At 45.7% G+C, this 26,675-nt stretch carries 25 protein-coding genes and 1 other annotated feature (1 of these 26 running past the window's edge); of the genes, 13 read left to right on the forward strand and 12 right to left on the reverse strand.

Translation table 11 applies throughout. The features are described from left to right. Positions 1–95 (reverse strand) — a binding site (T-box leader) (it extends 126 nt beyond the left edge of the window). Between the two features lie 129 nt (positions 96–224). Then, on the forward strand, positions 225–1,901 hold the full coding sequence (locus A0126_RS13985; RefSeq protein ID WP_088838136.1) for a GGDEF domain-containing protein: 1,677 nt from the start codon (positions 225–227) through the stop codon (positions 1,899–1,901). A gap of 15 nt (positions 1,902–1,916) precedes the next feature. After that, positions 1,917–2,693, forward strand: coding sequence for an alpha/beta hydrolase (locus A0126_RS13990; protein ID WP_088838138.1), 777 nt, complete (start codon positions 1,917–1,919; stop codon positions 2,691–2,693). 109 nt (positions 2,694–2,802) lie between these two features. Here the strand turns inward: A0126_RS13990 and A0126_RS13995 are convergent, their stop codons facing one another. Next, complete coding sequence (locus tag A0126_RS13995) at positions 2,803–3,720, reverse strand: oxygen-dependent tRNA uridine(34) hydroxylase TrhO (RefSeq protein WP_088838140.1); 918 nt, start codon at positions 3,718–3,720, stop codon at positions 2,803–2,805. 239 nt (positions 3,721–3,959) lie between these two features. Between A0126_RS13995 and A0126_RS14000 the strand changes: the two genes are divergently transcribed. After that, positions 3,960–4,604 carry a TVP38/TMEM64 family protein gene (locus A0126_RS14000; protein WP_088838142.1) on the forward strand — a complete coding sequence of 215 codons (645 nt, stop codon included), beginning with the start codon at positions 3,960–3,962 and terminating at the stop codon, positions 4,602–4,604. A gap of 633 nt (positions 4,605–5,237) precedes the next feature. Beyond that, positions 5,238–6,092, forward strand: a complete 855-nt coding sequence (locus tag A0126_RS14005) for a sulfite exporter TauE/SafE family protein (RefSeq protein WP_088838144.1) — start codon at positions 5,238–5,240, stop codon at positions 6,090–6,092. A gap of 64 nt (positions 6,093–6,156) precedes the next feature. Here the strand turns inward: A0126_RS14005 and A0126_RS14010 are convergent, their stop codons facing one another. Continuing rightward, positions 6,157–7,533 carry an alanine/glycine:cation symporter family protein gene (locus A0126_RS14010; RefSeq protein WP_088838145.1) on the reverse strand — a complete coding sequence of 459 codons (1,377 nt, stop codon included), beginning with the start codon at positions 7,531–7,533 and terminating at the stop codon, positions 6,157–6,159. 162 nt (positions 7,534–7,695) lie between these two features. On the opposite strand from A0126_RS14010, the gene A0126_RS14015 reads away from it, so the two are divergent. Next, complete coding sequence (locus A0126_RS14015; protein ID WP_029331984.1) at positions 7,696–8,913, forward strand: PucR family transcriptional regulator; 1,218 nt, start codon at positions 7,696–7,698, stop codon at positions 8,911–8,913. A gap of 131 nt (positions 8,914–9,044) precedes the next feature. Further along, entirely contained in the window at positions 9,045–10,169 is a 1,125-nt protein-coding gene (gene ald / locus A0126_RS14020) for an alanine dehydrogenase (protein WP_088838147.1), read from the forward strand. Between the two features lie 112 nt (positions 10,170–10,281). On the opposite strand, the gene A0126_RS14025 is transcribed toward ald, so the two are convergent. Further along, complete coding sequence (locus A0126_RS14025; RefSeq protein ID WP_088838148.1) at positions 10,282–10,929, reverse strand: diacylglycerol/polyprenol kinase family protein; 648 nt, start codon at positions 10,927–10,929, stop codon at positions 10,282–10,284. A 117-nt stretch (positions 10,930–11,046) separates the two neighbouring features. Between A0126_RS14025 and A0126_RS14030 the strand changes: the two genes are divergently transcribed. Beyond that, the gene (locus A0126_RS14030) at positions 11,047–11,667 is read left to right on the forward strand and encodes a DUF1836 domain-containing protein (RefSeq protein ID WP_088838149.1); all 621 of its coding nucleotides are present in this window, start codon (positions 11,047–11,049) and stop codon (positions 11,665–11,667) included. Between the two features lie 43 nt (positions 11,668–11,710). Here the strand turns inward: A0126_RS14030 and A0126_RS14035 are convergent, their stop codons facing one another. Both A0126_RS14035 and A0126_RS14040 read right to left on the reverse strand, forming a co-directional pair. Continuing rightward, positions 11,711–12,187 carry an LURP-one-related family protein gene (locus tag A0126_RS14035; RefSeq protein WP_088838151.1) on the reverse strand — a complete coding sequence of 159 codons (477 nt, stop codon included), beginning with the start codon at positions 12,185–12,187 and terminating at the stop codon, positions 11,711–11,713. A 171-nt stretch (positions 12,188–12,358) separates the two neighbouring features. Further along, positions 12,359–12,883, reverse strand: coding sequence for a restriction endonuclease (locus A0126_RS14040; RefSeq protein ID WP_088838153.1), 525 nt, complete (start codon positions 12,881–12,883; stop codon positions 12,359–12,361). Positions 12,884–13,074: 191 nt separating this feature from the next. Here A0126_RS14040 and A0126_RS14045 point away from each other — a divergent pair, with 191 nt between their 5' ends. From A0126_RS14045 to A0126_RS14055, 3 genes are read left to right on the forward strand one after another with little or no spacing between them, the layout of a single operon-like run. Next, positions 13,075–15,213, forward strand: coding sequence for a PAS domain-containing sensor histidine kinase (locus A0126_RS14045; protein ID WP_088838154.1), 2,139 nt, complete (start codon positions 13,075–13,077; stop codon positions 15,211–15,213). Then, a complete protein-coding gene (locus tag A0126_RS14050; protein WP_088838156.1) occupies positions 15,210–16,295 on the forward strand; it encodes an SDR family oxidoreductase in 1,086 nt (361 codons plus the stop codon). Before A0126_RS14045 ends, A0126_RS14050 begins: the two co-directional genes overlap by 4 nt. After that, positions 16,292–17,032 (forward strand): sugar nucleotide-binding protein, encoded by a 741-nt coding sequence (locus A0126_RS14055; RefSeq protein WP_088838157.1) that lies wholly within the window; start codon positions 16,292–16,294, stop codon positions 17,030–17,032. The genes A0126_RS14050 and A0126_RS14055 overlap by 4 nt, the downstream gene beginning before the upstream one ends. A gap of 75 nt (positions 17,033–17,107) precedes the next feature. On the opposite strand, the gene A0126_RS14060 is transcribed toward A0126_RS14055, so the two are convergent. Next, entirely contained in the window at positions 17,108–18,499 is a 1,392-nt protein-coding gene (locus A0126_RS14060) for a TrkH family potassium uptake protein (RefSeq protein WP_088838158.1), read from the reverse strand. A 160-nt stretch (positions 18,500–18,659) separates the two neighbouring features. Between A0126_RS14060 and A0126_RS14065 the strand changes: the two genes are divergently transcribed. The 3 genes from A0126_RS14065 (at position 18,660) to motB (ending at position 20,533) form a co-directional block, all read left to right on the forward strand. Next, positions 18,660–18,899 carry a hypothetical protein gene (locus A0126_RS14065; RefSeq protein WP_029331998.1) on the forward strand — a complete coding sequence of 80 codons (240 nt, stop codon included), beginning with the start codon at positions 18,660–18,662 and terminating at the stop codon, positions 18,897–18,899. 100 nt (positions 18,900–18,999) lie between these two features. Beyond that, positions 19,000–19,785, forward strand: a complete 786-nt coding sequence (gene motA, locus A0126_RS14070) for a flagellar motor stator protein MotA (protein ID WP_088838159.1) — start codon at positions 19,000–19,002, stop codon at positions 19,783–19,785. Further along, positions 19,760–20,533: a flagellar motor protein MotB gene (motB, locus tag A0126_RS14075; protein WP_088838160.1), complete on the forward strand. Its 774-nt coding sequence runs from the start codon at positions 19,760–19,762 to the stop codon at positions 20,531–20,533. The genes motA and motB overlap by 26 nt, the downstream gene beginning before the upstream one ends. 240 nt (positions 20,534–20,773) lie before the next feature. On the opposite strand, the gene A0126_RS14080 is transcribed toward motB, so the two are convergent. The 6 genes from A0126_RS14080 to A0126_RS14105 form a co-directional block, all read right to left on the reverse strand. Next, entirely contained in the window at positions 20,774–21,307 is a 534-nt protein-coding gene (locus tag A0126_RS14080; protein WP_088838161.1) for a DUF420 domain-containing protein, read from the reverse strand. Positions 21,308–21,310: 3 nt separating this feature from the next. Beyond that, positions 21,311–22,738, reverse strand: a complete 1,428-nt coding sequence (locus A0126_RS14085) for a dihydrolipoyl dehydrogenase family protein (protein WP_029332004.1) — start codon at positions 22,736–22,738, stop codon at positions 21,311–21,313. Next, on the reverse strand, positions 22,735–23,115 hold the full coding sequence (locus tag A0126_RS14090; protein WP_088838162.1) for a DUF1499 domain-containing protein: 381 nt from the start codon (positions 23,113–23,115) through the stop codon (positions 22,735–22,737). The genes A0126_RS14085 and A0126_RS14090 overlap by 4 nt, the downstream gene beginning before the upstream one ends. A gap of 98 nt (positions 23,116–23,213) precedes the next feature. Further along, positions 23,214–24,599, reverse strand: a complete 1,386-nt coding sequence (locus A0126_RS14095) for a sensor histidine kinase (RefSeq protein ID WP_088838163.1) — start codon at positions 24,597–24,599, stop codon at positions 23,214–23,216. Continuing rightward, positions 24,596–25,288, reverse strand: coding sequence for a response regulator transcription factor (locus A0126_RS14100; RefSeq protein WP_088838164.1), 693 nt, complete (start codon positions 25,286–25,288; stop codon positions 24,596–24,598). The genes A0126_RS14095 and A0126_RS14100 overlap by 4 nt, the downstream gene beginning before the upstream one ends. Positions 25,289–25,311: 23 nt before the next feature. Then, positions 25,312–26,574 carry a hypothetical protein gene (locus A0126_RS14105; RefSeq protein ID WP_088838165.1) on the reverse strand — a complete coding sequence of 421 codons (1,263 nt, stop codon included), beginning with the start codon at positions 26,572–26,574 and terminating at the stop codon, positions 25,312–25,314. Between the last annotated feature and the right edge of the window lie 101 nt (positions 26,575–26,675).

The following is a 26,675-nucleotide window of genomic DNA, read 5'->3' on the forward strand; positions in this document are numbered from 1 at the left end:
CGTTTCACGATTTCTTTGTCCATTCAGGCTTCCACCGTTTCCTGATTCGCTGGCTGACAAGATAAAACCGTTACTTTCTTCGTCATCGACGATTTGATATCTTTCACATTATACGCAATGACTCGATTTCTCTCAACCTTATTTTTTTGTAAATCACTTATCATAATTTCCACAAATCGGGTATAGATACAGAAGGATCGCCACAGAGAGGGGTCTATTCCGCTATGGTTTACTATCGAAAAGTAGCACGTATGAGCTGGATCACTTTAGCACTTACTGTTGTTTTGCTGTTTCTTGCATCGCTTGCCTTTCCCGTCCATATGAACCCAGCGATATCGCTTGGAAATGCAAGTTATCTTCTCATTTTAGTCCTCCTCTTCCAATTCGATAACATCCGCCGTGGTGGGATTTATTATACATTTCAAGAAGGTATTATTTTATTCATTTTTCTTAATTACGGTTTATTGATTGCCGTCATTTTGAGTCAACTCGGCGTCCTGATTTTCCAATTATTTTCGCATAAAAAAGAAATTCGGATAAAACGATTCATCTACCTGTACCCCGTCAACGTCTTATTCGACATCGTCTATATCTCAGTTCCCGCCTCCGCTTACTTGCTACTTGGAGGTCCGACCGGCCCGGGCTTTACTTATACCGAATCACTTATCCCGTTTATCGGTTATTTGGTGGGTGTCTTTCTTATTTCCTATCTTCAATGTCGATTCGTCAATCGTTTCTTAAACTTAAAGTATGACTGGACCCGCCTCATCCGACTTCAGACACTCGTTTACGGAATCAGTATTTTAAGCGCGCTTCTCGGGATTTGGTTTTATGATGAAAACCCGTTAGTTGCTGCGACTGTCTCGACTTTAATTTTATTCTTATTCAAGCAACTCCTACAACAGCGTGGCGCATCCTTACAAGCTACACACAACGCTAAACGGTTCGACGATGCGAAGGAACGGTTGCTCGTTTCACGCTTTGAACGGGAAGCGATTGAATCCTTACTGATTGATTTACCTCATCTGATTGATTTCTCCGACGGCTGGCTTTCTATTCAGCAGCAACGAAAACAAATCATCTATGACATTCGGACAAAAAAGACAGTTGATGTCTTACCTTTATTTCATACGTTATCAGCGAATGATCTGCGGACTCCGATTCTCTATGGCCTTCGGTTCGACTGGGGAAATGATGTCCAACTCTCGCTTCCCGTCGATCGGCATTCGATGCTCGCGATTCCTTCCATCACAAGTGGAGAAGTCGATGTCTCAATCGTTTTATTTCATCAAATCGCTGATGCTTATGATGAAGCAAAAGCGGATGAAATTTATCGCCTGCTTCGGACATTTTGCCGCGTACTCGAGCGTTCCCAAGAAAACTTTCAATTGTATGCCGAAAGCCGGACGGATGCCTTGACCGATCTCCCGAACAGCCGTGCTTTTTATGAAGAGGGGGCACGCCAGTTTGCTTCCGAACACTTTCCGCTGTCGATCATCCTATTTGATATCGACCACTTTAAATACGTCAATGATACGTACGGACATAAAGTCGGAGATCTCGTCTTACGTGAGCTCGGAAGACGGATTAAATACGTCATCCACCGCAACGATTCCGTCTTCGCGGCACGTTATGGGGGGGAGGAATTCGTTGTTTTGATTGCGGATTGCTTACAAGACCAAGCAATCTCCATTGCTGAAGAAATTCGTCACACCGTTCTCGATCGCCCCTTCATTGTCGACGATCACCATCTCTCTATTACCGTCAGTCTTGGCGTCGATACAGTAGAACATCCTTACCAACGCACATTTGAAGAATCATTACGTCAGGCAGATCACGCACTGTATGTCGGCGGAAAACACAATGGTCGAAATTGTACAGCCCACTACGCTAATCTTTGAAAGGTTGTGTTTTACATGTCTATTACTGAAATTGAGTTATCGCTTCCGATGAATCAACAACGGCGGACATTGCGGATTTATCGTCCCCCTGAGGTCGCGCTTGATGTCGCCCTACCTGTCATCTATATGCATGACGGACAAAATGTCTTCAGTGGTGCGAGTGCTTCCTTCGGTAAAGGATGGGATGTTCATCTCGCCCTCCACGAAGTCGGTCTACAGGCAATGATCGTCGCCATCGATAGCCCGGATGACCCGATGGACCGGTACGATGAATATGCGCCTTGGACGGATGACGCGTTATTGATGCGAACCGCATATCCGTCACACCGGACGACGATCGGTGGAAACGGGAAAGCTTATATGGAATGGATTATCTATGACTTGAAACCGTACATCGATTCGCACTATGCGACGATTCCGACTGATACAACGATGATTGGCAGCTCGATGGGCGGCGTGATTTCCTTATATGGCCTATTTGCTTATCCGGAAGTCATCACGCGTGCCGCCGCCTTATCGACAGCCGGATGGGCGAACTTCTCTTCTTTACTTGAGTTCATCGAGCGAAGTCTCCCACTGTCTGACGCGCACCGTTGCTACATGGATATCGGGACAAAAGAAGTCAGCGGTCCGATGACGGAAGAAGATTATTTGCACACGAATGATGTCATCTCGGCGGCAGTACGTCAAAAAGTCGAGCAGATGCAATACACCGTCATCGCAGACGGTATTCACCATGAGACAGCGTGGGCGAAACGTATGCCGGACGTGCTCCGATTTCTCTTTTCATAAGAATTAAGTGTTAACGCATTTGAATCATCTGCGTGACACGTCTTTTTCAGTGGTACAACCTAAAAAGGATGATGTACGCTCTAACGAGCACACATCATCCTTTTTCATCTTATTTCACGAGCTCTTCAGTCAGTTCTTTTTCATAACGATTCCGCGGATGTTCCCGGCATTCGTCGGAACATGAACGCATTACTTTCGGTTCACATTCTTCACAGCAGAAATGCTGACGATTACATTCCGGGTTCGCACAATTAACATAACGTGTTTCTGCCTTACCACAGTAGTAACACTCGGATACGACAGTCGGATTGACTTCATTGACAGGTACTTGAACGCGTTCATCGAACACGTACAGCTCCCCTTCCCAGTCTTCTCCACGCGTGACTTCATCTTTTCCGTACATGACGACGCCACCTTTCAGATGGAAGATGTCGTCGCTGTTTTGACGTTTACGGAAATAAGCCGTGAACTTCTCACAACGTACGCCACCCGTACAATACGTCAAGACTTTTTTCCCTTCGAACAAATGCTCATTTTCATCGAGCCACTGTGGAAACTCACGTGACGCCGCAACGTCGACCTTGACGGCATTTTTGAAATGACCGAGATCGTATTCGTAGTTGTTTCGGACGTCTAAGATGACGACGTCTTCATTTTGCATCATCTCTTTCCACTCAGCAGGCTCAAGATAGGCTGCATTTTCTTTCGGGACATTAAACTCATCTTCAAAACGCCATGTGACGAGCTCTTTTTTGTAACGCACGAAGATTTTTTTGAAGGTATGCTCTTCGACTTCATCGATTTTAAATTCGATGTCGCTAAAGCGCGGATCCGCTAGTAAATCTTGCATGTACTGTTCTGTTTGTTCGACCGTTCCAGAAAGTGTTCCGTTGATACCTTCTGGTGCAATCAAGATTCTTCCTTTGATTCCGAGTTCCTTGCAGTATGCCAGGTGCTCTTTTGTTACTTGTTCCGCATTTTCAATCGGAACATACTTATAAAATAATAGTACGCGATAAGGTTTCATAATCCTCATTGGCCCCCATGTCAGTTTTTTGCAGTAAAACGAACGTTGGCGAACGAAGCGTCATAGCTAATAGCTAGCTGGGAACGCCTGCAAAACGCACCCATTTAAGTATAATACCAACTCCGATTCAATTGTACAATCGACAAATCCATGACACTTACATCGTAATTCAATTCCCTTTCTGATGCGGAAAGAGGTAAAATAGAAATCAGCAGTTTATTTTGTAAGGAGGATTCCGAATGCTCCAAACTATCCGTCAATGGATCGAGCACATGATTATATTTCTACAAGATCTTCCGGGTGGAGCTTCGACTGGATTGATTGCACCCTTCTTAGAATCACTATTCCCATTCCTCCCACTCGTCCTGATCATCTCCGCGAACGCGGCGACCTATGGTTTTTGGATGGGAGTGCTCGTATCTTGGGTCGGCAGCATGTTAGGTTCACTCGTCGTGTTTGCTTGTATCCGCTATTTATTTCGCCGTCCAGTCACCCGGTGGCTTGAAAATCATAAGGCAGCACAACACTGGATTGAACGCGTTCGTCACATGAGTCCGATTTCGCTCGGCTTTTTCTTTTCGCTCCCGTTCATGCCGGCCTTTATCATTACATCCATCTCGGCGATGATTCAGTTATCACTCCGTACGTATTTAATCGCAGCTGGCGCCGGACGCCTGATTGTCGTCATTTTGTTTTCTTTGATCGGCAAAGAGTGGTCCAGTTTTTTAGAAAGACCTGTTCGTCTACTGTTCCTTTTCTTGATCCTACTTACGATTTGGGGAATCAGTCGCGGTATGGAAGAATGGATTAAACGCCGGGCACTCGCACGTCGTACGAAAAACTTACGTGAACTAGAAAATGTAATTGAAGGTAAGAACAAATAAACAACTCTCTCAAAAACACATGACTTACCCAAGTGTTTAATTTATTTCACTATCCGGATGGAAGATCGCTTACATGTGATGTTCCATCTTTTTTTGGTTATGCCACCCTTCTTTATGAATCAGATGTTATTTTAGTTCATGATAGAATGATATTTGAACTACGCCTAAATCGACTTACGATTAAGACTAGGTCTTTTGAATCATTTTCATTCGCTATAATTATATAAAAATACTGTTCACACATTAGACATTATTGATGACGCTTACATTTAATTGGTAAGACCAATATTAGAATAATGTTCACGTTTCGACTCAATAAAATAGGATGGATTTTCCAACTTCTTCATTCCTATAATGAATCTATATTTACGATTCATCGACTCCCTAAGACGGGTATTCCTCTCGTCAGCAAGTCCGAGCATCGTCTCTCTTGCACCCTCGTTCAATGTCACCGGTATCATTGAGCGTACGTAATTTTTGTACCGGAATCGATGGAGCGGCATCTGTCACTCCATCAACAGAATAATCCCCTTAACGGCTCCTTCAACCCCCTTGAAGGAGCCGTTCCCTTTTACTTTCCGCTCCGCCCTTGCGATACTTAACGTACTATGAATTGTGAAGGGATGGACCTGCATGGAATTTTATTATTTTTTACCGCTTGGATTTTTTATTGGCATTATCTCTGGCTTCTTCGGAATCGGGGGCGGAATCATTTTGACGCCCCTCTTGTTGATTCTTGGATTTACCCCGAGTATCGCCATCGCGACAAGCCTCATGTTGACACTTGGTTCAACCGTTTCCGGAACACTCTCTCATCTTCGTCTAAAAAACGTTGTTTGGCGTGATAGTCTCGTCATCGGTGGTGTCGGGATTATCGGTTCGACGATTGCAACGCCCCTCGTCCTTCGACTCGAAGAAGTCAACGGGGCACACCTCGTCATCTCGATTGTTTACATTGCTTTATTACTCTATTTCGCGAATAAGTTCCTTCGTCCAAAGTCGACGAACGGTTCGCAAGACGGATGGCGTAATCGTTACGTCGCTCTCGCCTTTACCGGTCTGTTCGCTGGTTTCGTATCGTCGCTACTCGGTGTCAGCGGGGGCTTCATCATCACGCCACTACTCGTCGGAATCGTCGGTTATGAACTGAAACGAGCGGTCGGGACAAGTATCGCCTCTGCCTTATTGATTGTCCTATCTGGACTCGTCAATTATACAGTGGCGAGTACGGATGTCGATTTGCTCGTCGGTGTCATGTTAATTATCGGCGCCTTACTCGGTGCACCGATTGGCGCCAAACAATTGGGACACTTCGAAAGTCCGTTCGTCAAAAAGTATTTAGGGATCTTTTACTTAACGGTCGCGACAAGCGTGCTGCTTGAAGTGTTAGGCTTTAATACAGCTTCGTTAATCGTCTTAGTGACCCTTAGCGTCGTCTTCTTAGTGACGTTACTTGTATACAGCCGTAAACGTTCAACATCCTCTTAACTGTTTCTCATACTAATAGCCGTCTCCCGTTAAAAAGGGGACGGCTATTTTTCTCTATTTCTTGTTAAGCAACTTTTCGAATCGTACCGGCTTCGTACTCTTTTGTATGATCAATGACGATTTTCGATAATAATAACATCCCGATTAAATTCGGAATCATCATCAGACCGTTCGCAATATCAGCGACCAGCCACAACAATTCTAAATTTGCGATTGCTCCATAACAGGCTGCTAATGCAAAGATGACTTGGTAGAGGCGATTGAATTTCGTCGCACCACTTAAATATTCAAGACATTTCTCACCATAGACATACCACCCGATAATCGTCGAATACCCAAAGAAGAAGACCGAGAAGGCAACCGTCCATTGACCCAGTGGTCCAAGTACACTGGCAAATGCGGCCGATGTAAGTGCCGCTCCTGTCAATGAGCCGTCATGTGTGACACCTGATAACGTCCCTCCCGTCGGATCCCAAAATCCAGTCGTCATTAAAACGAGTGCCGTCATCGTACAAACGATCAACGTCACGATAAACGTACTCGTCATCGAAATCAATCCTTGTTCTGCAGGTCGTTCACTTTTAGCAGACCCGGCAATTAAAGCAGCTGTTCCCAGTCCGGCTTCGTTCGTAAAAATACCACGTGCGACACCAACCTGCATGGCAACCATGATGGACACACCCGCAAATGCGCCGACTGGTGCCAGCGGCTGAAACGCATATTGTACAATCAACCCTAACGCGGGAATGATTTGGTTCGCTTGAAGAACTAAAATAATGAGTGCCGCCACGATGTAGAGCAAACTCATCACCGGTACAAAAATCGTCGAGATTGAACTCACACGCTCAAGCCCACCACGAATCGAGAAATAGACCGCGACGGCTAGTACAACTCCAAAAGCAAGTAACGGGATGTGGAACGTCTGCTTCAATACCGTCGACATCGCATTCGCCTGGACCGTATTTCCGACGCCAAAAGAAGCAATCAGACCAAACAAGGCAAACGCAACCGCTAACGGCTTAAAACTTTTTCCAAGACCTTTCTCGATGTAGTACATCGGTCCACTGACAATTTCACCACGATCGTTTCGCTGACGAAATAAAATCGCTAACAGACTCTCGGCATACTTCGTCGCCATCCCGACGAGACCAATCACCCACATCCAAAAGATTGCACCTGGCCCCCCCATCGTCAAAGCGACGGCAATTCCGGCGATGTTCCCATTCCCGATTGTCGCAGCCAGTGACGTCATCAGCATTTGAAAGCTACTGATTTCCCCTTCACCATGCCCCGTTTTCGTCAATGCGAGTTGAAACGCTTGTTTTAACCGGCGAAACTGTAATCCTCGAAGACGAACCGTAAAATATAAGCCCGTCCCGACCAATAACACCATGCTCGGGATTCCCCAAATCCATGATGAAATCATGTGTAACACTTCCATCGCACTCCAAATCCTCTCTATCTCTATCTCAGTTGACTCTGCCGCTCACCTTAGCATATTTTTGTTTATTCCTACAATATAAATCGATTGTTTTTGTGGTTATACACAAACGGTTGTATACTAAACATAAGGAATACGATAGAGAAAGAAGGAACTTCATTTATGTTAGAAGCAACGTACCATTCCCTCGATGATTTAGCAGAAGCGATCGGCCTCGCACTCAATGCACCGATAACGATTGAAGACCGCAATCATCGTCTGCTCGCCTACAGTACGCATACGACTGATACAGACCCTGCCCGTGTCGCTACCATCATCGGCCGCCGTGTCCCTGAATCCGTCATCGATCAACTTTGGAAAGATGAGGTCATCCAAAGCTTAGCGGCTCAAGATGATCCACTCGTCATCACTGCCCGGACGAGCGTTGGTTTGAACGACCGCGTCGCCATTGCCATTAAACAAGATATGGAGATTCTCGGTTACATTTGGTCAATCGCTCGCAACACTCCCTTCACGGCTTCAGAGCTAGGCGATTTAAAGAAAGGTGCCATGCTTGCACAACGACAGTTGCTTGCAATCGACATGCAAAAAAAACGGCAAGAAGAACAGACGGAGCAATTCTTTTTTGAGTTACTCCATGAAGAGTTACCCGAAAGTGAAATCCTAAAGACGTTCTCAAAACTTCATCTCGCTCCGCCGGGAATCAGTCGCTTAATGGTCATCCGTTTCCCGGAAGCCATTACGCCGCGTCTAGCCGATCGCCTCCGTTATTTATTGACGATTCAACAGACGGTACGTCCCCTGCTGTATGCATACGACACGACAGATTTTATTTTGTGGATCAGCACAAACGATCGTGACATTCAGCATGAACGCATTCAGTTCGATGCTTTCATCCAGTCATTCCGCCAACTACTCGCCGAACGGTTTTCTTATACAGAATTTGTTGTATCGAGCAGTGAAGTTTTCACCGGCGTGCAGTCGATTCCAGAACGTTACGAAGAAGCAGGTATCGTCTTACGTCTCAAAGACGCCTATCCTTTCGAACTTCAAAATGTGACGCGATACGAGCGACTCGGACTATTCCAGTTATTACCTATCTTTTCAGAACGCCTACGGAGACGGACGGTTCGACTGGAAGAAATCGAACGTCTTCGCGCTTACGACTTGAAACACACAGCTTCTTTATGCGAAACGCTCGAGTGGTTTTTGCATTACGATGGAAACGTCAAACAAGTTGCCGCCCACCTTCACGTCCATCCGAATACGATCTTATACCGCATGCGGCGCATCGAAGAAGAAGCCGGCATTCGGATGGAATCATTACCTGAACGTTCGTTACTTTATCTTTACTTGAAAGCCGACCGTTACCTTTTGTGATTTCTCACAAACAATCCTCTTATTTTTTGAAAACACCGATAAAGTCGTACGCTTTCATTTCTCGTATACTGAGGGAGAAGTAAGTAGTTAAAGGGTTATTGGTTGTTCATTTGCGAAAGGGGATCGCTCTTATGATCATTGGAGTATTAAAAGAAATTAAAAACAACGAAAACCGTGTTGCGTTAACACCTGCCGGGGTAGCAGCGTTAACGATTCATGGACATCAAGTCATCGTCGAAACATCTGCTGGTATGGGGAGCGGCTTTACAAACGAAGAGTATATCGAAGTTGGTGCACAAATCATCGAAACAGCGGCAGAAGTTTGGGCGACTGCTGAGCTTGCATTGAAGGTCAAAGAACCCATCGCTTCAGAATATCAATACTTCCGTCCCGACTTAACCTTGTTCACTTATCTACACCTTGCAGCGGAGCCAGAACTCACACGGGCACTTGTTGACTCGAAGATTACGGCAATCGCTTATGAAACGGTCGAAAAAAATCGGACATTGCCACTTCTGACACCAATGAGTGAAGTCGCTGGTCGGATGGCTTCACAAATCGGTGCACAGTTCCTTGAAAAACCGCATGGTGGAATGGGGATTCTACTTGCAGGCGTCCCTGGTGTTCGCCGCGGAAAAGTTACTGTCATCGGTGGTGGTGTCGTTGGGACGAACGCAGCAAAACTCGCAGTCGGTCTTGGTGCTGACGTGACGATCATCGACGTCAGTCCTGAGCGCCTTCGTCAACTTGATGATATTTTCGGTAACTCAATCAACACGTTGATTTCGAATCCGTATACGATTGCAGAAGCCGTCGCTGAAAGTGACCTCGTTATTGGTGCCGTCTTGATTCCAGGAGCGAAAGCACCGAAGCTCGTGACAGCAGAGATGGTTGAACGAATGAAACCAGGTGCTGTCATCGTCGATGTCGCGATTGACCAAGGCGGAATTTTCGAAACCGTTGACCGTATTTCGACACATGATGATCCAACGTATGAAAAATTCGGTGTTGTTCACTATGCCGTCGCGAATATGCCGGGTGCTGTTCCACGGACGTCGACACTCGCGCTTACGAACGCAACACTTCCTTACGTCCTCGAACTCGCGAACAAAGGCACACACCGTGCACTTGCTGAAAATACTTCGCTTGAAAAAGGTCTCAACGTCGCGCAAGGATTCGTGACGTACGAAGCAGTCGCGCGCGACCTCGGTTACACGTATAAATCCGTTGAAGATGTATTGCACCTTCACGCTTAATAGAAAACAGCAAAAAAGCAGCAGGTTTCTTCTTTATAGAAGAAATCCGCTGCTTTTTTGTTTTTACCTGAATCGCGCGACGTCTTACCGGTGAAGCAAGTAGCAACATTTATTAAAGCGCAAACGCAACGAGTGCACCGATTGAAAGCGGGATGAAAACATTATCTAAATCGCGATAGGACACGGCTTCAATCAAAGCAGCAATATTCGCAAGCAAAAAACCGTAACTGATTGCAATCCAAGCCGGTAATGCATATATAAGAAATGTGGAAGTCAGGACGAGGAACGAGAATAAAAACATCGCGATGCTTCCTTCAAATGATCGTTTAATCGCCCCACGTGTATAGAACGTCTTTCCGTAGCGTCGACCTACTAAAGCAGCCATTCCGTCGCCCCACGCGAGCACCATGCTGCCGGCGACGAGTGCCATTGGTTCTCGTTCAAAAAAGAGTCCGACTAGAATCAGTAAAGAAATCGGGTAGTAGACCGTCCCGTAAGATATGCGTTCCACTTGATTCATTTGACCCGTCCCGCGTTTTAAGGTCAGCAGATTAACGACCGTGAAAAATAATAACGGGACGATTGCGACATACCAATGATCGATCCAGGCAAGCGCCAGAAAGACCCAATGCCCGACTGCGATATGAATCCATTTCCGAACCGTTTCCGGCTCTGCTCCCACGCGTCGACCAATCGCTTCCAATAAGAACAAGATGAGTCCAATGATGACGATTGTTCCAACAGCAGCAACCCATTCCATATGAATCCTCCTTCTTTTGCTCCATTCTATTGTACTTTGTCTGATTGCCGTTTGCTCTTTCGAACCTTCATTTGATAACATAGGGTCAAATGACGTCCTAGAGAGGAAGTATTCTGAATGTATGATGCTCAAGCCGTGCAAACGTTATCTAACTGCCTATCACATTTGAAAGAAGGAAAAGGGATCGGCACACTCGTTTCCGAGGATGAATCGGATCTTCCGAAAGTCATCCATCGCCTCAAACAATTTGATGCGACGAAAAATGGTTTATCGATTAACGAAATCGTCCATCTCGCGAATGCCTTAATTGGAGAACATATGTCTGCGACGACGATTCAAAACTGGACGAAGCGTGAAGTACGGGACATCATCGGTGTTCCGCATCGCGGGAAAAAATACTCGATCAATCAGGCAGCCATCATCTACTTACTTGATGACTTAAAGCATCTCTTTTCTTTAGAAGAAACACGTGAATTATTGACGATCGTTTTTAAGAACCCCAATATCGATGAAGATGATTTAATCAGTCCGCTCGACTTTTATCTCGTCTATACACAGCATGCAGAGACGAGTGGACCAATCGAACTGACGGAGAAGCGTCTGAGACGCTCTTTAGAGCGTATCCATGCCTATCGACCTGAGACGGTCCACGTCTTACAGCTCTGTCTGTACGCCCGTCGTATTTCGCACCTGACGCACGAAGCAAAACAGCGCCTCCAGCAAGTTTTACAATCTTGAAGTAAAAAGATGCCCTCCAGAATAAACTGAAGGACATCTTTTTTTATACAGCTGTAAGTGGTTTATAGTTGACGGAGTTCGTCAAGCTTTTTAAGACGGACAGCAGTTCATACATTGAGAGTTTGTCAGCATCTTTTACGAGACGATATTCATCGCCGTCTTGCAGCAATTCTGCGACGACTTCGCCTGCCGCACTTCGGACTGAGAATTTCCCTTTTGTCAGGTCGAAGGAAATGACATACGTGCCTCGTTCGTACACGTTATATTCACATTTCTTCGAGAAGAGTGAAAACTTCTCACGCATTTGACCTACCTCTTGACCATCATGGTTCATCACGACCCATTTCTTACATGTCGGGATGAACTTTCCAAACGCTACCCCTCTACCTTCACCATTCATTACTTGAACACGACCTGTCTCGTCGTGTTGAACCGCACCAATCATTTGGTGTGCTTCATCATAAATCGCGGCATGACCTTGCGAAAAAACGCAACCCTGCACATAGACAACTTTGCGCAACAGAAATTCTCCTCTCACTGCTAAAAAGTGCTGGTATTTCGTCCCCAGTATATTTAGACATCCTGAATAGTTTAACTTTCTTTATCTCTATGATATTTCGTTAACGAAAATGATTATTGCACCGTTTGAACAAATTGACAACCCCCTTTTGTCGACAATCATTCGACAACATCAGCGAAAGCCAATTTCTCGTGCAAACTCAAGCAATTCTTCTCGATCAATCAAGCGCACCCGATTCGGTTCTGCCAAGCGACATGCGGCGTCCGTATACGTCGAATTCGTCACGACCCATCCTTCATCCATGTCGTAAAAAGGTACTGCCGCGGCGACTTGTTGAACCGCCTCTAATCCAACCGGTCCACCATAACGTTTTGCTTGAATCGCTATTCTATACCCTTGTGCGTCTTCAATCAATAAATCCGCCCCAAAATCTCTTGAGGCCGGCGTCAGTTCAACGCGATAGCCGGCACCTTCAAATAGTTCGACGAGCCACTCTTCAAACTCCCTGCCTTCCATGCGATCAATTCGATTCGCAAGTGAAGGGGTAAAGAAGGAAAGTAATAAAAAAACGATACATCCTACTATACTGATTCCGACAATTAAAAGTTCCCAGGAACTCGAAAAAAAATAAGTTCCGGCGACTCCGAGCACCGCGAACAGTAGTGCGATTATTCTGCGTTTCGTACGTATTTGCATGACTTGATTCTCCTTCACTCTGAGTTGACTCGAATTCAATCGGTTTCTTTAAAATTAATATACTAAATTCTCTTTCGGTTCGCTTCCTCGAAAGGAACGAACAACGCAGATGGAGAATAAGTGTTGAGAGAAGATTACGTTTTTTAATAATCATCATGCACCGGACTTTATTTTTTGAAAGGAGGTCGCTTATGACTGAACACTCATCCACATCCGCAGAAGCACTTATCCGTGCGACCTTACGTGCCGTCTCAGAACCGCTCGCTTTAGTGGATCGGATGGGCCGAATTAACTTTGTGAATGATACCTTTCACGCCCAATTCCCTACCGACTCCAATGACAAGTCACTGTTTTCACTTTTCTCACTCGACGAACAGTCTCTTCCATTATCTGATTCGGTCCACTTCCGGGTAATCCCTTACGAACTCATCGTCTCACCGATTGCGCAGACTTCCCTTTTCGTCGTTTCCGTTAAATCGCTCGCGATCGACCGCTTGCTCGAATCGACATTAGATGCTGCCCTACTCGTCACAGACGCAGACTTCCATATTACCGCGTTTAATGAAACAGCAGGTACCTTGTTCGGTTACGAAGAACACGAGCTGATCGGAAGATGTCCTGATGACTTACACGATCACGCAGAGTTTGATGAGCGGAAGCGACACTTGGAGCAGTTGAATTTAAAAGACTTATCTCCAGCCGATGTCTTATTGTTGCACGGGCGTGATGCGGAAAACGAATGGGTGTATCACCGTAAAGACGGCTCGACCTTCTATGGTCGATTGTATATGACCCGTCTAGCAGACGGACAATTTTTCTTGTTCATCGTTGATATGAGTGCCCAAAAACAAATTGAGTCACACCTGACGAAAAGTGAACGTCGTTTCCGTCTGTTTTCCGAATCAATCGTCGAAGCGGTCATCTTCCACGACCGTGGTACCATTCTCGACGCGAACCGAGCAGCTGAAGTGATTTTCCGTACAAAACTTGAACAAATCAAGGGACGCAATGCCCTGGATTTCATCCATCCTGACTTTCATGAAGAGGTCAGCCGGCGTATCGAACTCCACCGTAATGATCCGTACGAGGTCATCGGACAACGGGCAGACGGGACACCTGTCGAAATTGAAATTTTCCCGCGCGAAATCATGTACGAAAAAACACGGATGCGTGTCGCCGTCATTCGGGATATCAGTGAGCGTAAAAAAATCGAGAGCATGTTGGAACGTGAAAAAAATGCCATCATGCGTCAACGCGATATCACCCAATCGATTCTGCAAGCTTCAAACGAAGGGTTTTTACTGACAGAAGAAGATGGCAGCTTCATCTTCATGAACGTCAAAGCCCGAAAACTGCTCGATGTTCCAGGGATTGCACCAAGCAAGATTCAAGAGCGGATCAGTATGATTCCGAATCTCGATCTCGCGACCCGCTATGAGATGCTACAACAAGTCGAAGAACTCCTTGCCGGCAAGCATTCTGAACTGTCATTTCGGTTTACACTACAACGTCCGAATGAATCCAATCATCTTTACTTCGAGTTTTATGCGACTTCAATTAAGAAGGAACGTAGTCGCATCTCCCGTCATGGTTTTTTGTTCGTCTTCCGCGACCGGACAGAAGAGCAAAAAATGGACCAGGTCAAAGATGAACTCATCAGTACCGTATCGCATGAGCTCCGAACACCCCTCTCATCGATTCTCGGTTATTTGGAGTTGTTGCGCTATCGTAAGCTCACACCTGAAAAAATACAACGCTATGTCGAAATCATGCATGAAGAAGCCAAGCGGTTAACGACGCTCCTCAATGAATTTTTAGATATTCAACGGATGGAAGGCGGCAAACAACCGTACGATTTTAAATCATTCTCTTTACGTCAACTGCTCCTCGATACAACGGACGCTTTTGGTGAAACGGCCGAAACCCATCGCATCGTGCTTGATGTAAAGGAAGATCCTGTCATGATCGTCGCTGATGAAAATAAAATTAAACAAGTCGTTTTGAACTTACTCTCGAATGCAATCAAATATTCACCATCCGCCGACCACGTAACGGTCAGTCTACACACACAAGGCGAGCAAGCCATCATTACTGTGACTGATCACGGTCTCGGAATTCCTCAAAATGCATTCGATAAGCTTTTCACGAAATTTTACCGTGTCGATAATTCAGCCGTCCGTAAGATTGGCGGAACCGGCCTCGGTCTTGCGATCTGTAAAGAAATCATCGAATCACATGGTGGGGCGATTTCCGTCGAGTCGGAGCTCCATCAAGGGTCGACTTTCACGGTTGTACTCGATTTAGATTCAAGAAAGGATTATGCAAAATGAAACGGACTTATTTCATGACAGGATTCCCCGGATTCCTTGCTACCAAATTAATTGAACGTCTCGCTCTTGTGCCGGAACAAATTGACCGGTTTTATTTGCTTCATCTACCGAGCGAACGAACAAGTGCCTTAGCAAAAAAGGAATCGTTACTCGAACACACGCGTCTTGAAGAAGCACAACTCGTTTTATTAGAAGGTGATATCACAACACCCGGATTAGGATTGAACACAGAGACGAAGCAACGACTGTCGACTGAAGTGACGCATCTCTTTCACCTGGCAGCACTGTATGACTTGGCGACGACATTTGATATCGCTTTTCGAATTAACGTCATCGGAACATCGAACGTGACGCAGTTTGCTCATACGTTGCATTATCTTGAACGCTACATCTACTTCAGCACCGCCTATGTCTCCGGGCTCCGGACCGGGACGGTTCTTGAACAAAACCTCAAACATGCCGCATCATTCAAAAATGCGTACGAAGAAACGAAGTACCTGGCAGAAGTTCGCTTTCATGAAGAAGTCGGTTCACTTCCTTACACGATCATTCGTCCAGGTATCGTCGTCGGTCACTCCGAGACAGGGGAGACACCAAAGTGGGATGGGGTTTATTTCGTCTTGAACGCCCTGCGCCTGCTCAAGCAATTCGCCCCCCTTCCTTATGCAGGTAGAGTCAATGCACTCGTCAATCTCGTTCCGTATGATTATGTCATCGCTGCGACGACCTATTTAAGCCATGTACCAAGCGGCGTCCGTCAAACGTATCACCTGACGGATCCATTCCCACACGGCGCACGGACGATTTATGAGCTGTTACATGATACCTACTATGGTGCTTCTCCACGAGGTGTCGTCCCGTTTCGCCTCGTGACGTCCCTGTTGACCCCGCGTATCGCTACGCGCTTACAGATGCAGCGGCAGACGCTTGATTACTTTGTTCACCCTGTTCACTACGATACGACGAACACACTTCGTGATTTAGACGGAACTGGTATTGTGTGTCCTGATCTTGCTGAGTTTCTTCCACGACTTGTCGATTACTATAAAATTCAACATCCCGAAATGGAGAAAACACAATGAATTCTCTTGTTACCGGTATGAATGATACAGTCGCACCTGTACTTGCAGACGTCTTACGCATGCATCAGTATGAAGTTACAGCTTGGGATCGATCGGTTGTCTCGACGACTGATCCCGCAATCATGGAAGCTTTTATTGATCAGGTCCAACCTGATCTACTCTTACACATCGGAATGGGTTCTGCTGAATTTGCAGAATCATTGGCACGGCTATCTTTTGAGCGTAACATTCCCTTTCTCTTTACGAGCACGGCTTCTGTCTACGCAAATCATCAACAGGGACCGCATGATCCATCTGTACTTCCGGAAGCAGACGATGACTACGGTTTTTATAAACGAACATGCGAACGACTTATCCAAGCAGTCAATCCTGACGCCTACATCGTCCGGATCGGCTGGCAAATCGGTCAGGTTGCCGGATCAAATAATATGATTGATTATTTAGAACGACATGCCTCAACGGGTCCCATTCCGGCAAGTAAAAACTGGTATCCCGCTTGCTCTTTTTTAGAAGATACGGCGCAAACGCTCTATACAATCTTGACGACTCAAACACCTGGCCTTTATCTTGCCAATGGAAATTCGACCCATTCCTTCTTTGAAATCGCTACAGCATTAAATGTATACCACGGTTCGAAATGGAAAATCGAAGAAGATAATACAATCCAGCGTGATGATCGAATGAAGGATACTCGGGTGACCATTGCCCCAATCTCAGATCGATTATCATTTATGTAAGAAAAGTGCCTCGCCATTCGATGCGTTATCGAACGGTGAGGCACTTTTTAGGAGACATCTGCTACTGACAGCCAATCAACCAATCAGCATATTTTCTTTCGGATAACGAATCAAGCGATTGTGTTGCGTCGCGACCGTGAAGAGAATCGTCAAGGAACCGACACGTCCAAGCAACATCATGAACATGATTAGTCCTTTTCCAAAATCATTCAACTCTGATGTCACATTTAACGAAAGTCCGACCGTCCCGAATGCGGAAACCGTTTCGAAGAAGAGCCCTGTAAACGAGATATTCGGTTGCGACAGTGCCAAGAGCGTTGTGATGACACCGATGAATAAAATGCTGAAAATAGCAATCGCATAAGCTTTTGATACGGCCTGCGCCTGGACGGTCCGACGCATCAGGACCGTTTCTCGTTGTCCCCGTAGATACGTCCAGACGTTCTTTAAGATGACGGCTGCTGTCGTGACTTTAATGCCTGATCCCGTCGACGCCGATCCCGCTCCGATATACATCAAAACCATCATCAAACCGATCGAAAGTGGCACCATCGTCGTCAAATCAATCGTCTGGAACCCTGCCGTCCGGGTCGTCACGACTTGGAAGAAAACGATATGTAGTGCTTGAAAGAACGAATAATTTTGAAGGGAACCGAGATGTGAGACCCACTCATACACCATCATCGCGACCGTCCCGATACCGTTGATGACGAGTAATGATAAAATCATTAATTTCGAGTGTAATGAAATTTTCTTGAAGCTGCGGTTAGCCGAAACATCAGCGATGACCGTGAAGCCCAATCCCCCAATCATCAATAGAGCAGAAATCGTAAAAATGAATGTCGTATCTTGTTGGAAGGACGTCAAACTGTCTCCCCATAACGCAAAACCGGCATTATTAAAGGCGGAGACCGCATGAAACAGACCATAATACAGTGATTTTGAGAGCGTATATTTGTATTGAATGAACAGATCGAGAGCAAGTAAGATCATCCCAATCAACTCCAGGATGACGGTCGTCAAGAGAATGTTCCGGACGAGTCGAATCGTTCCTCCCGGACTATCTAAGTTGAACATCTCTTGAATGATGATCCGCTGACGAATCCCGATTTTTCGACCTGTGACACTAAGTAGAACAAGTGCAATCGTCATGAATCCGAGACCACCGATTTGAATTAAAATCATTAAAATCAGTTGCCCCCACAAATTATAGGACTCTGCAATGTTAATCGGCGAAAGCCCCGTCACCGTCGCAGCCGATGTCGCGACGAACAGACAATCAATTAATGCAACGTGGCTATCGCTTTGTTGAAACCAGGGGATCCACAACAATAATCCTCCGAGCAAAATCGTCAATGTGAATCCAGTCGCGATGAAACGGGCTGGTTTATCAAATAATTGATGATACGTTCGTTCTCCAAAATCTCCAAATTTCGCTAAACGTGTATGTCTTTTATGCGAAAACATGCGTTGACTCCTCCTAGATGAGATTACTCAATTGCATTTATCATACTCTCTCGAAAACATTAGTTCTATCGAAATTTGCAATCAACTAAACGTTTTCGTTTTTTTTTGGTAAAATAGATAAAAGCAGACGTGTTAACTTTAAAGGAGGTTGAGGGAAACAGTGGACCCTAGGACGGCTGACCATTCGATTGAGGATGTCTCGCGAAGGCTAGAACGACAATCACAATGGATGCCCGCACAGTTATATTATCAGTTCGAGGAATTATTATCGTTACATCTGGAACAACCGATTCTAAATGAATTGTATAATGTATTAAAAAAATACGACGTATTAACCGATATAGAGCGTGACGAACGAAACGAAAGCATTCAATTGCTAATCGACGAAAACGGCGCTTAATTCTCGGTTTTTGGATTTCCGAGCAGAAGATGCCTCTTCTGCTCTTTTTATTTTTTCGTTCACGACCCTAACAACATGTGGAAAGGTGGCACAATTAACAATGGATATCGTGTCGATAATCGGTATTATTCTTGGACTCATCACACTCGTCGGAGGAATGATTCTAAAAGGTGCTCCTCCAATCGCCTTACTGAACCCTGCGGCACTCGTCATCATCTTCGCAGGTACAGCAGCAGCCATCATGATTTCCTTCCCGAAGGAACGGCTCAAATTGATTCCAGCCCTGTTCAAAGTCATCTTCTTCGAACAAAATTTAATGACCAAACAAAATCTCATGCTTCAATTTTTGACACTATCGACGCAAGCGCGTAAAGAAGGTCTCTTATCGCTCGAAACAGCGATTGAAGAAGTCGACAACGCGTTCATGAAACGTGGTGTCATGATGGTCATCGATGGTCAACCTTCTGAATATGTGGAAGATGTCATGACACGCGACCTCGAAAACATGACAGAACGCCATCATGCGAACGCGAACATTTTCACACAAGCTGGTACATATGCTCCGACCCTCGGTGTTTTAGGGGCCGTCATCGGTCTAGTCGCCGCCCTATCCGATCTGTCGGATATCGAGAAGCTCGGACACGCAATCTCGGGTGCCTTCATCGCCACATTATTCGGGATTTTCACCGGCTATGTTTTATGGTTTCCATTCGCGACGAAACTCAAACAAAAATCAGCAAATGAAATTCAACTCTATGAAATGATCATTGAAGGAATTCTTTCGATTCAAAACGGGGAATCTCCAAAAAACTTGGAGGATAAGCTACTCGTGTATCTGACGCCGAAGGAGCGTGAAACTTATGAAGCGGAAAAAGAAGCCGCATGATGAACACATCTCGGAAGGTTGGCTGATTCCGTATGCCGATCTTTTGACTCTGTTACTTGCGCTTTTCATCGTCCTTTTTGCTTCGAGTAACGTCGATGCCGTCAAACTAAAAGCGATGTCTCAATCATTCAGTTCCGTCTTCAACGGTGGCTCCGGCATGATTACCAATAGCTCGCTCGCGACTTCACAAGAAGAAGAGGACGAAAAAAAGACGGATGCTCGGACGAAAGCACAAAGTTTTGAAATCTCAGAGCTCGAAAAAATTAAAGCCCAAGCGTCCGACTATATCAAAAAAGAAAAGCTCGAAAAAGATATTAAAGTCGAAATCACGAATGAAGGTCTCGTCTTCACGATTCGAGATCGCGCTCTATTTTCTCCTGCGCAAGCTGAAGTCAAAGGCGAAGCCATCCAAATTGCTCAAGGGATGAGTAACTTACTCGTCAAATCTGGACAACGTCAAATTCAAGTGTCTGGTCATACAGATAACATCCCCATTCGTACGGCACAATACCCGTCGAACTGGGAACTCAGTACGGAACGCGCCATCAGTTTCATGCGTGCGTTGCAAAAAAATCCAAAGTTAGAACCAAAACGGTTCACCGTCACCGGATACGGCGAATACCAACCCATCGCTTCGAATCAAACAGAAAGTGGACGGAGTCAAAATCGGCGCGTCGAAGTCCTCGTCCGTCCGTTACTTGATATCAAAGCAGCGAATTTGCTAGATGAAACAACGGTCAAACCGTAAGAAACAACTAATTTCGAAGATGAAGATATACACGAAGGGATTGCCATCTAACATCGATGCGCAATCCCTTTAGACTGTAAAAACCTTTTTATGAAGCGTGAACATGCTGCAGGAATAATGTCAATTTTCTCGCCTTGTCTTCAAAGAAGCAATTCACATTGCACTAAGTGAGGAACAAAAAAAGTGAGTCCCAAACACAGACAAGCTGCGTGAAGACCCACTTAACTCGAACATTCATTTTTAGTAATATGGACGAATCATGATGTAGACGATGACACCCGTCAGACTGACATACAGCCAGAGCGGCATCGTAAAACGTGTCCATTTTTTATGTTTCTCGAAATTTTGATTGAGCGCATGTGCGAGCGACATCAAGACGAGCGGCACGATAACCGCTGCCAAAATGATATGCGAAATCAAAATAAAGAAATAGACCGGGCGAACGAATCCTTCGCCGCCAAACTTCGTCGACTCACTCACGGCGTGATACGTCACGTAAGAAACTAAAAAGAGTGTCGTCGTCGTCATGGCACCACCGATGAAACGACGGTGATTGATCCGGTTTCCACGACGAATCGAAATCCATGCTCCAAGTAGGAGCATGAACGTAAAACTGTTAAAAATCGCATTGAAAAACGGTAACAACGTCCAATCAAAGCCATCACTCACCTGAAGCGGTGGCGCGAAAAAAAGTAAGGCGACAAGTAAGTTGATGACGAGCGTCAAAATAATGACGACCGGCACAAAATTACGCCGTTTAGCAGGTTCTTGCATGAATCATTCTCCTTGTTTCCAGTCAAAGTATCGTTTCAACCATTTCGGCAATGGACCATCAAAGAGACGCTCACGCCAGTAAAGATCAGCCGCACGTTGCACAGCCGCACCACGAATCGGATACGGGTGGACGACACGTGACAATTGACCGACTTTATCTTTACGAGCCATCGCATAAACGACTTCTTGCATCCACTCGCCAGCTTGCTCCCCAATCGCATGAGCACCAATTAGTTTACCACGTTTGTTCGCAATCAATTTGACGCGACCTTCTGTCCGACCATTGATGACGAAACGATCGACTTCATCGAGGCCTGTTTGATAAACCTTGATTTCGTCATATTTTTCGCGTGCTTCTTCTTCGGTCAATCCAAGATGGAACAGCTCAGGCGTCGTGAATGTGACCCACGGGACGGCACGGTAATCGGGCTTCGTCCGTAAACCGAACAAGGCGTTCGTAACGACCGTCTTACCTTCAAGACCCGCGACGTGTGTGAATGGTAACGATTGAATCGTATCACCGACAGCAAAGATGTGCCGTTGACTCGTCCGAAGTGATGCGTCGACTTGCACGTACCCTTTTTGCACATCAACACCGGCGCGATCGAGGCGTAAGGCTTCAATCCGCGGTTTACGTCCGACAGCGACGAGTACGGCATCCGTTTCGATGACACGTGATTCTCCATCCGTTTCGACCGTGACTTCAATCCCACCTGACGCTTTTCGAACTTGCGTCACCGTCGTGTTCAGATGCAACACAAGCTCTTGCTCAATTTGGCGTTGCAAGACTTCAACCATGCCTTTATCTTCTTTCGGCATCAGTGATTTTGCACCTTCAATGACCGTCACTTCTGTTCCAAGATGCGCGTAGGCTTGCGACAGCTCCATCCCGATTGCGCCGCCCCCGATGACGAGCAGACGTTCTGGACGCTCCGTCTGTTCAAAAATCGTTTCGTTCGTCAAATACGGAACCGTATCAAGACCATCGATTGGCGGAATGATTGGTTGCGAGCCTGTCGAGATTGCAAATTTTTCCCCGACAACAAGTTGTCCTGCTACCTCGACTTCGTTTGCACTGAGGAAACTCGCTTCACCGATATAGACATCTACGCCTAAGTCTTCGAACCGTTTTGTTCCGTCATGTGATTGAATGATGTTTCGTGCCCGGTCGACGCTCGCTTTCGTTTTCGAGTAGACCGCGTCACCATTTAATGTGACATTATATTTTTCAGCAGTCTGCTTCATGACATAGACATCGTGTGCTGCTTCAATCAACGCTTTTGACGGGACACACCCGTAGTGTAAACAATCTCCACCGAGATGCGTATGACGTTCAATCAAAGCGACGTGCGCACCAAGACTTGCAGCACCAGCTGCAATAGTCATGCCTGCTGCTCCACCACCGATAACAACGAGTTGATAACTTTTCATTGTGACTCCTCCTTCTGATAACGGTTAACGATATCTTCCATCCGCTTTCGATTGACGCCCCAGTCGGAGTAACCGACGCGTGAGGCAGACCGGAAATGAACAAGATGAGTCGACTGATCAAAATAAAATTCGACATCATCCTTAAAGTGGAAAAACTTACTCGAGAAGACAGCATGGATATAGTCTGGTGTTTCTTTCACGATTTTAACTCGATCGAGACTTTGCAAAATCCGCATGACTTGGAATTTCGAATCTTTCATCGTACCTTTGAACGGTAATGGGTCCATCTTTAACGCTTGTTGATCCGTTTGTGTCGATACTGCGTTCGGTTTTCCATTTAGCAGACTTAATGCTCCATTTGAGACGCCAAGTGCCATGTCTGATTCCTCCGTTTCATTTCTTGAAAAAAATAAATACTATTCCCATTTTACTTTACCAGTTCGATTTCGAAAGCGCTTCTCATTCGACTCCCCTGTTATGCTTTCGTCACCGGAAGCAAGATTGTCGCGATAGCACCACCTTCTGGTTGATTATCGATAAATAGTTTTCCTTCATGTGCTTCAACGAGTTCACGGCAAATCGATAGACCCAGCCCGGTCCCACCTTTTCCTTTTTGGACTTGATAAAATTTCTCTGTGACATGACGTAAATGTTCTTTCGGGATTCCTGGTCCTTCGTCACTAAAGGATAAAAAGAGCACACGTTCTGAACGGACGAGACGGATTGTAATTTCGCCACCTACGGGCGAAAAACGAATCGCATTATCTAAGAGGTTCAAGAAGACTTGTTTCAGTCGATTCTCGTCGTAGAGACCGATGACTTGTGCTGGTAACTTCCGCACGATGGTGACTTCTTTTTCTTCGACCTTTTGACGCAGTTGAGCCGTGACGGCTTCGATGATTTCCGTCAAGTTGACTTCCTGACGGTATAAGACGAGGCGACTCGTCTCAAGCTTCGAAAAGTCGAGTAACTGTTCAACGAGTGAAATCAGTCGTTCCGTCTCCGAGTGGATGATGCCCATACCGAGCGAGGCTTCTTCCGGTAGACGCTCTTTCTCTGCGAGCAATGTTTCACTCCATCCTTTGATTGAAGTCAGCGGTGTCCGTAACTCATGTGATATCCCAGAAATAAATTCATCTTTCAACGTTTCTTGTTGCTTGATCTGTTGTCCCATGTAGTTGATCGTCCGCGCGAGTTCTCCCAGTTCGAACGTATAGGCCTCATTCACTTTAACGTCGTAATGTTGCTTTGCAATTTGATCTGACGCCCCGATGACTTCTTGAATCGGTCGGACGATCGAGGAGACGAGTCGGGAAGAATAAATATAGGCGAGCCCCCAAATGAGGATTCCGAGCAAAAGGATTGCTAAACAAATCTCCATAACCCGTTGATCGATTTGATTGAGTGACGTCGTATAACGTAACGCCCCTGTCGTCTGTCCGAAAGAGACGACGGGTTCTGTCACTTCAAGCAGATGTTCATCCGTTGCAGCATCATCATAACGCTTCGTTATTGTTTCCCCAGCTTGGAGTTGTGTAATCTCTTCGTTCACTAATTTTCGTTTTGAGATGAAGCCAGTCGACGAATAGCGGGGGACGCCCTTCGCATCCAGCACCTCAATCTCAGCATCTTCATACGCATAGGAATCGAGGACGTCATGAATCGTCGCATCTGAATCCATGTAGTCATATGCCAAGCCACTATTTGCGAATAAGACAGCGCTCGCATTCGCATGCCGCTTCAAGACGTCTGTCGCCGTCACATAATAATAGTTATAGGTCACAAACGATAAAATCCCGATGACGAGCAGAACGGTCACCGTAATAATCGTCATGAACCGCATCAATATCTGTCGTTTCATTTTTCGTTACGCCACTTGTAGCCATGCCCCCACAACGTTTCGATAAACTGTGGTTCAGCCGGGTTTTCTTCAATTTTTTGACGAAGACGACGAATGTTGACATCGACGGTTTTTCGATCGCCGAAATAGTTTTCTCCCCAGACGGCATCAAGCAATTCATCCCGTGACATGACTTGATCTTCATTTTTAATGAAATGACAAAGTAAATCGTACTCTGTCGGCGTCACTTCGACATCGACGCCTCCTTTTTGGACACGTTTCGCGCCAAGATCAATCCGGAATGGTCCTGAAATCAGCTCGCGTGGTTGCTTCCGACGACGTAACGTTTCGACGCGTCGTAACAACGATTGAATCCGGGCCAGTAATTCGGCCGGGCTAAACGGCTTCGCGATGTAATCGTCCGCCCCGACACTGAGCCCCATGACTTTATCTTCCTCACGTGTCCGCGCTGTCAACATGATGATCCCGACGACTTCATCTTGCGCCCGTGCTTGCTCACATACAGCAAATCCATCGACTTCAGGCATCATGATATCGAGTAACATAATATCGAATGTCTCTTGTTTAAATTGTTCTAACGCTTCTCGTCCATTTTCCGCTTCACTCACTTCATACCCTGCCCGTTTTAAATTAATGACGATGAAACTTCGAATCGCGTGTTCATCCTCAGCCACTAATATTTTTGTCATGTTCGCTTCCTCCTACTTCGACTCTATTCGACGAGCGTTACGTTCGCTGCGTACTCTTCATATGATTTTGTGACATTCACGACATAAACGTAGTCAATGCCTTCTTTGATTTTCTTTTTTTGCGGACTGGCAATGTACTGATTTTTCGGAATCACTTCGATTTCGAAATCGATTCCGTTCGTCTCCTGATTGATGAAGCGGATCCGATTATCTTTTTTATCAATCGTCTCTCGCGTCGCCCAGCGCGCCGGGAAGCGCATGACGAAATTGTATTCTAAATCGATGTATTGTTCTTCTCGGAGTTCAAATCCCGATTCGAGAAAAGGCGACACGTCCAAGCCGTTCCATGTGTAATAGGCCGTGATACGCGGTTTGTCCTCACCAATCGGACCACTGCTGTTTTTTGGTGTGTACTGGTGTGCAAACTCTACGATTCCATCTTTATCGACGTCTTTCGGATACGTATACATCGGTTCGATGATTTCTGTTTGATTGCCGAATGTATGCTGCACAAGCCGACCTTCGTCCAGTTGAAACAGCGCCACATGCATCGCGGCATCACGTGTAAAAGAAATGAGCAATCCTCTTTTTTTAGACACATCAATCGAATCAACTTCAAACAAATCATGATCCGCGAACAAGTCACCCTCTTTTGTCGTCAAAGACATCGCCTGGCGATCAGATGGATTTAACACATCCTTGTAGTACATCACTTTTGCCGGTCGCCCTTTTTTCAAAAGAAGCATATCTTGTTGCTGATCTTGATTTAAGTCAGCAATCGTGACTCGATCGTATGTATCTACCTTCGTAATGTCTGCCGTTGGTTGAAGGAGATTTTTTAAGAGATAAACCGTGTTCGTCTCAAGGTTCGATATACCAATCACTAATTGATTAGACGTTTTCATCGGATTCAACACAACATGCAGTTGGTCGATTGCCTTTCCTTCTGCAATCGGTCGTCGTACCTTTAATGACCAACTCTCTTGTTTACGCTCGTGAACCAATAAATGAATTTGGAAGTCTCCGTTCACTTCAGTCCGATAAAAGGTGACCGCTTCTTGATGACCGTCCTGATTCAGGTCGATCAATTCATATAACCGTGATATCGACTGGTTTCGGGGGGCGATGATTTCTGCTCGTTCCGGGAGGTCGTGCTCAATTTTTTCCTTTAATGCAGTCTCCCATTTCGGTAGGGCCGGATGCTGTAGTAAGGTCGCAGGGTGCGGCAGGCTCAGGCCACATCCTGCTAAATATAGGGTCGATAAAATAATGGCAACATATCTCATAGTGGTTGAATCCTTTCCATTCGTGCTCTAATCAAACTGTATCATACTCTTCCTAAGGAGAGTATATTGTCGAATAGGAGGCAACTTGATACGATAGAACA

This window comes from Exiguobacterium sp. N4-1P (assembly GCF_002214325.1).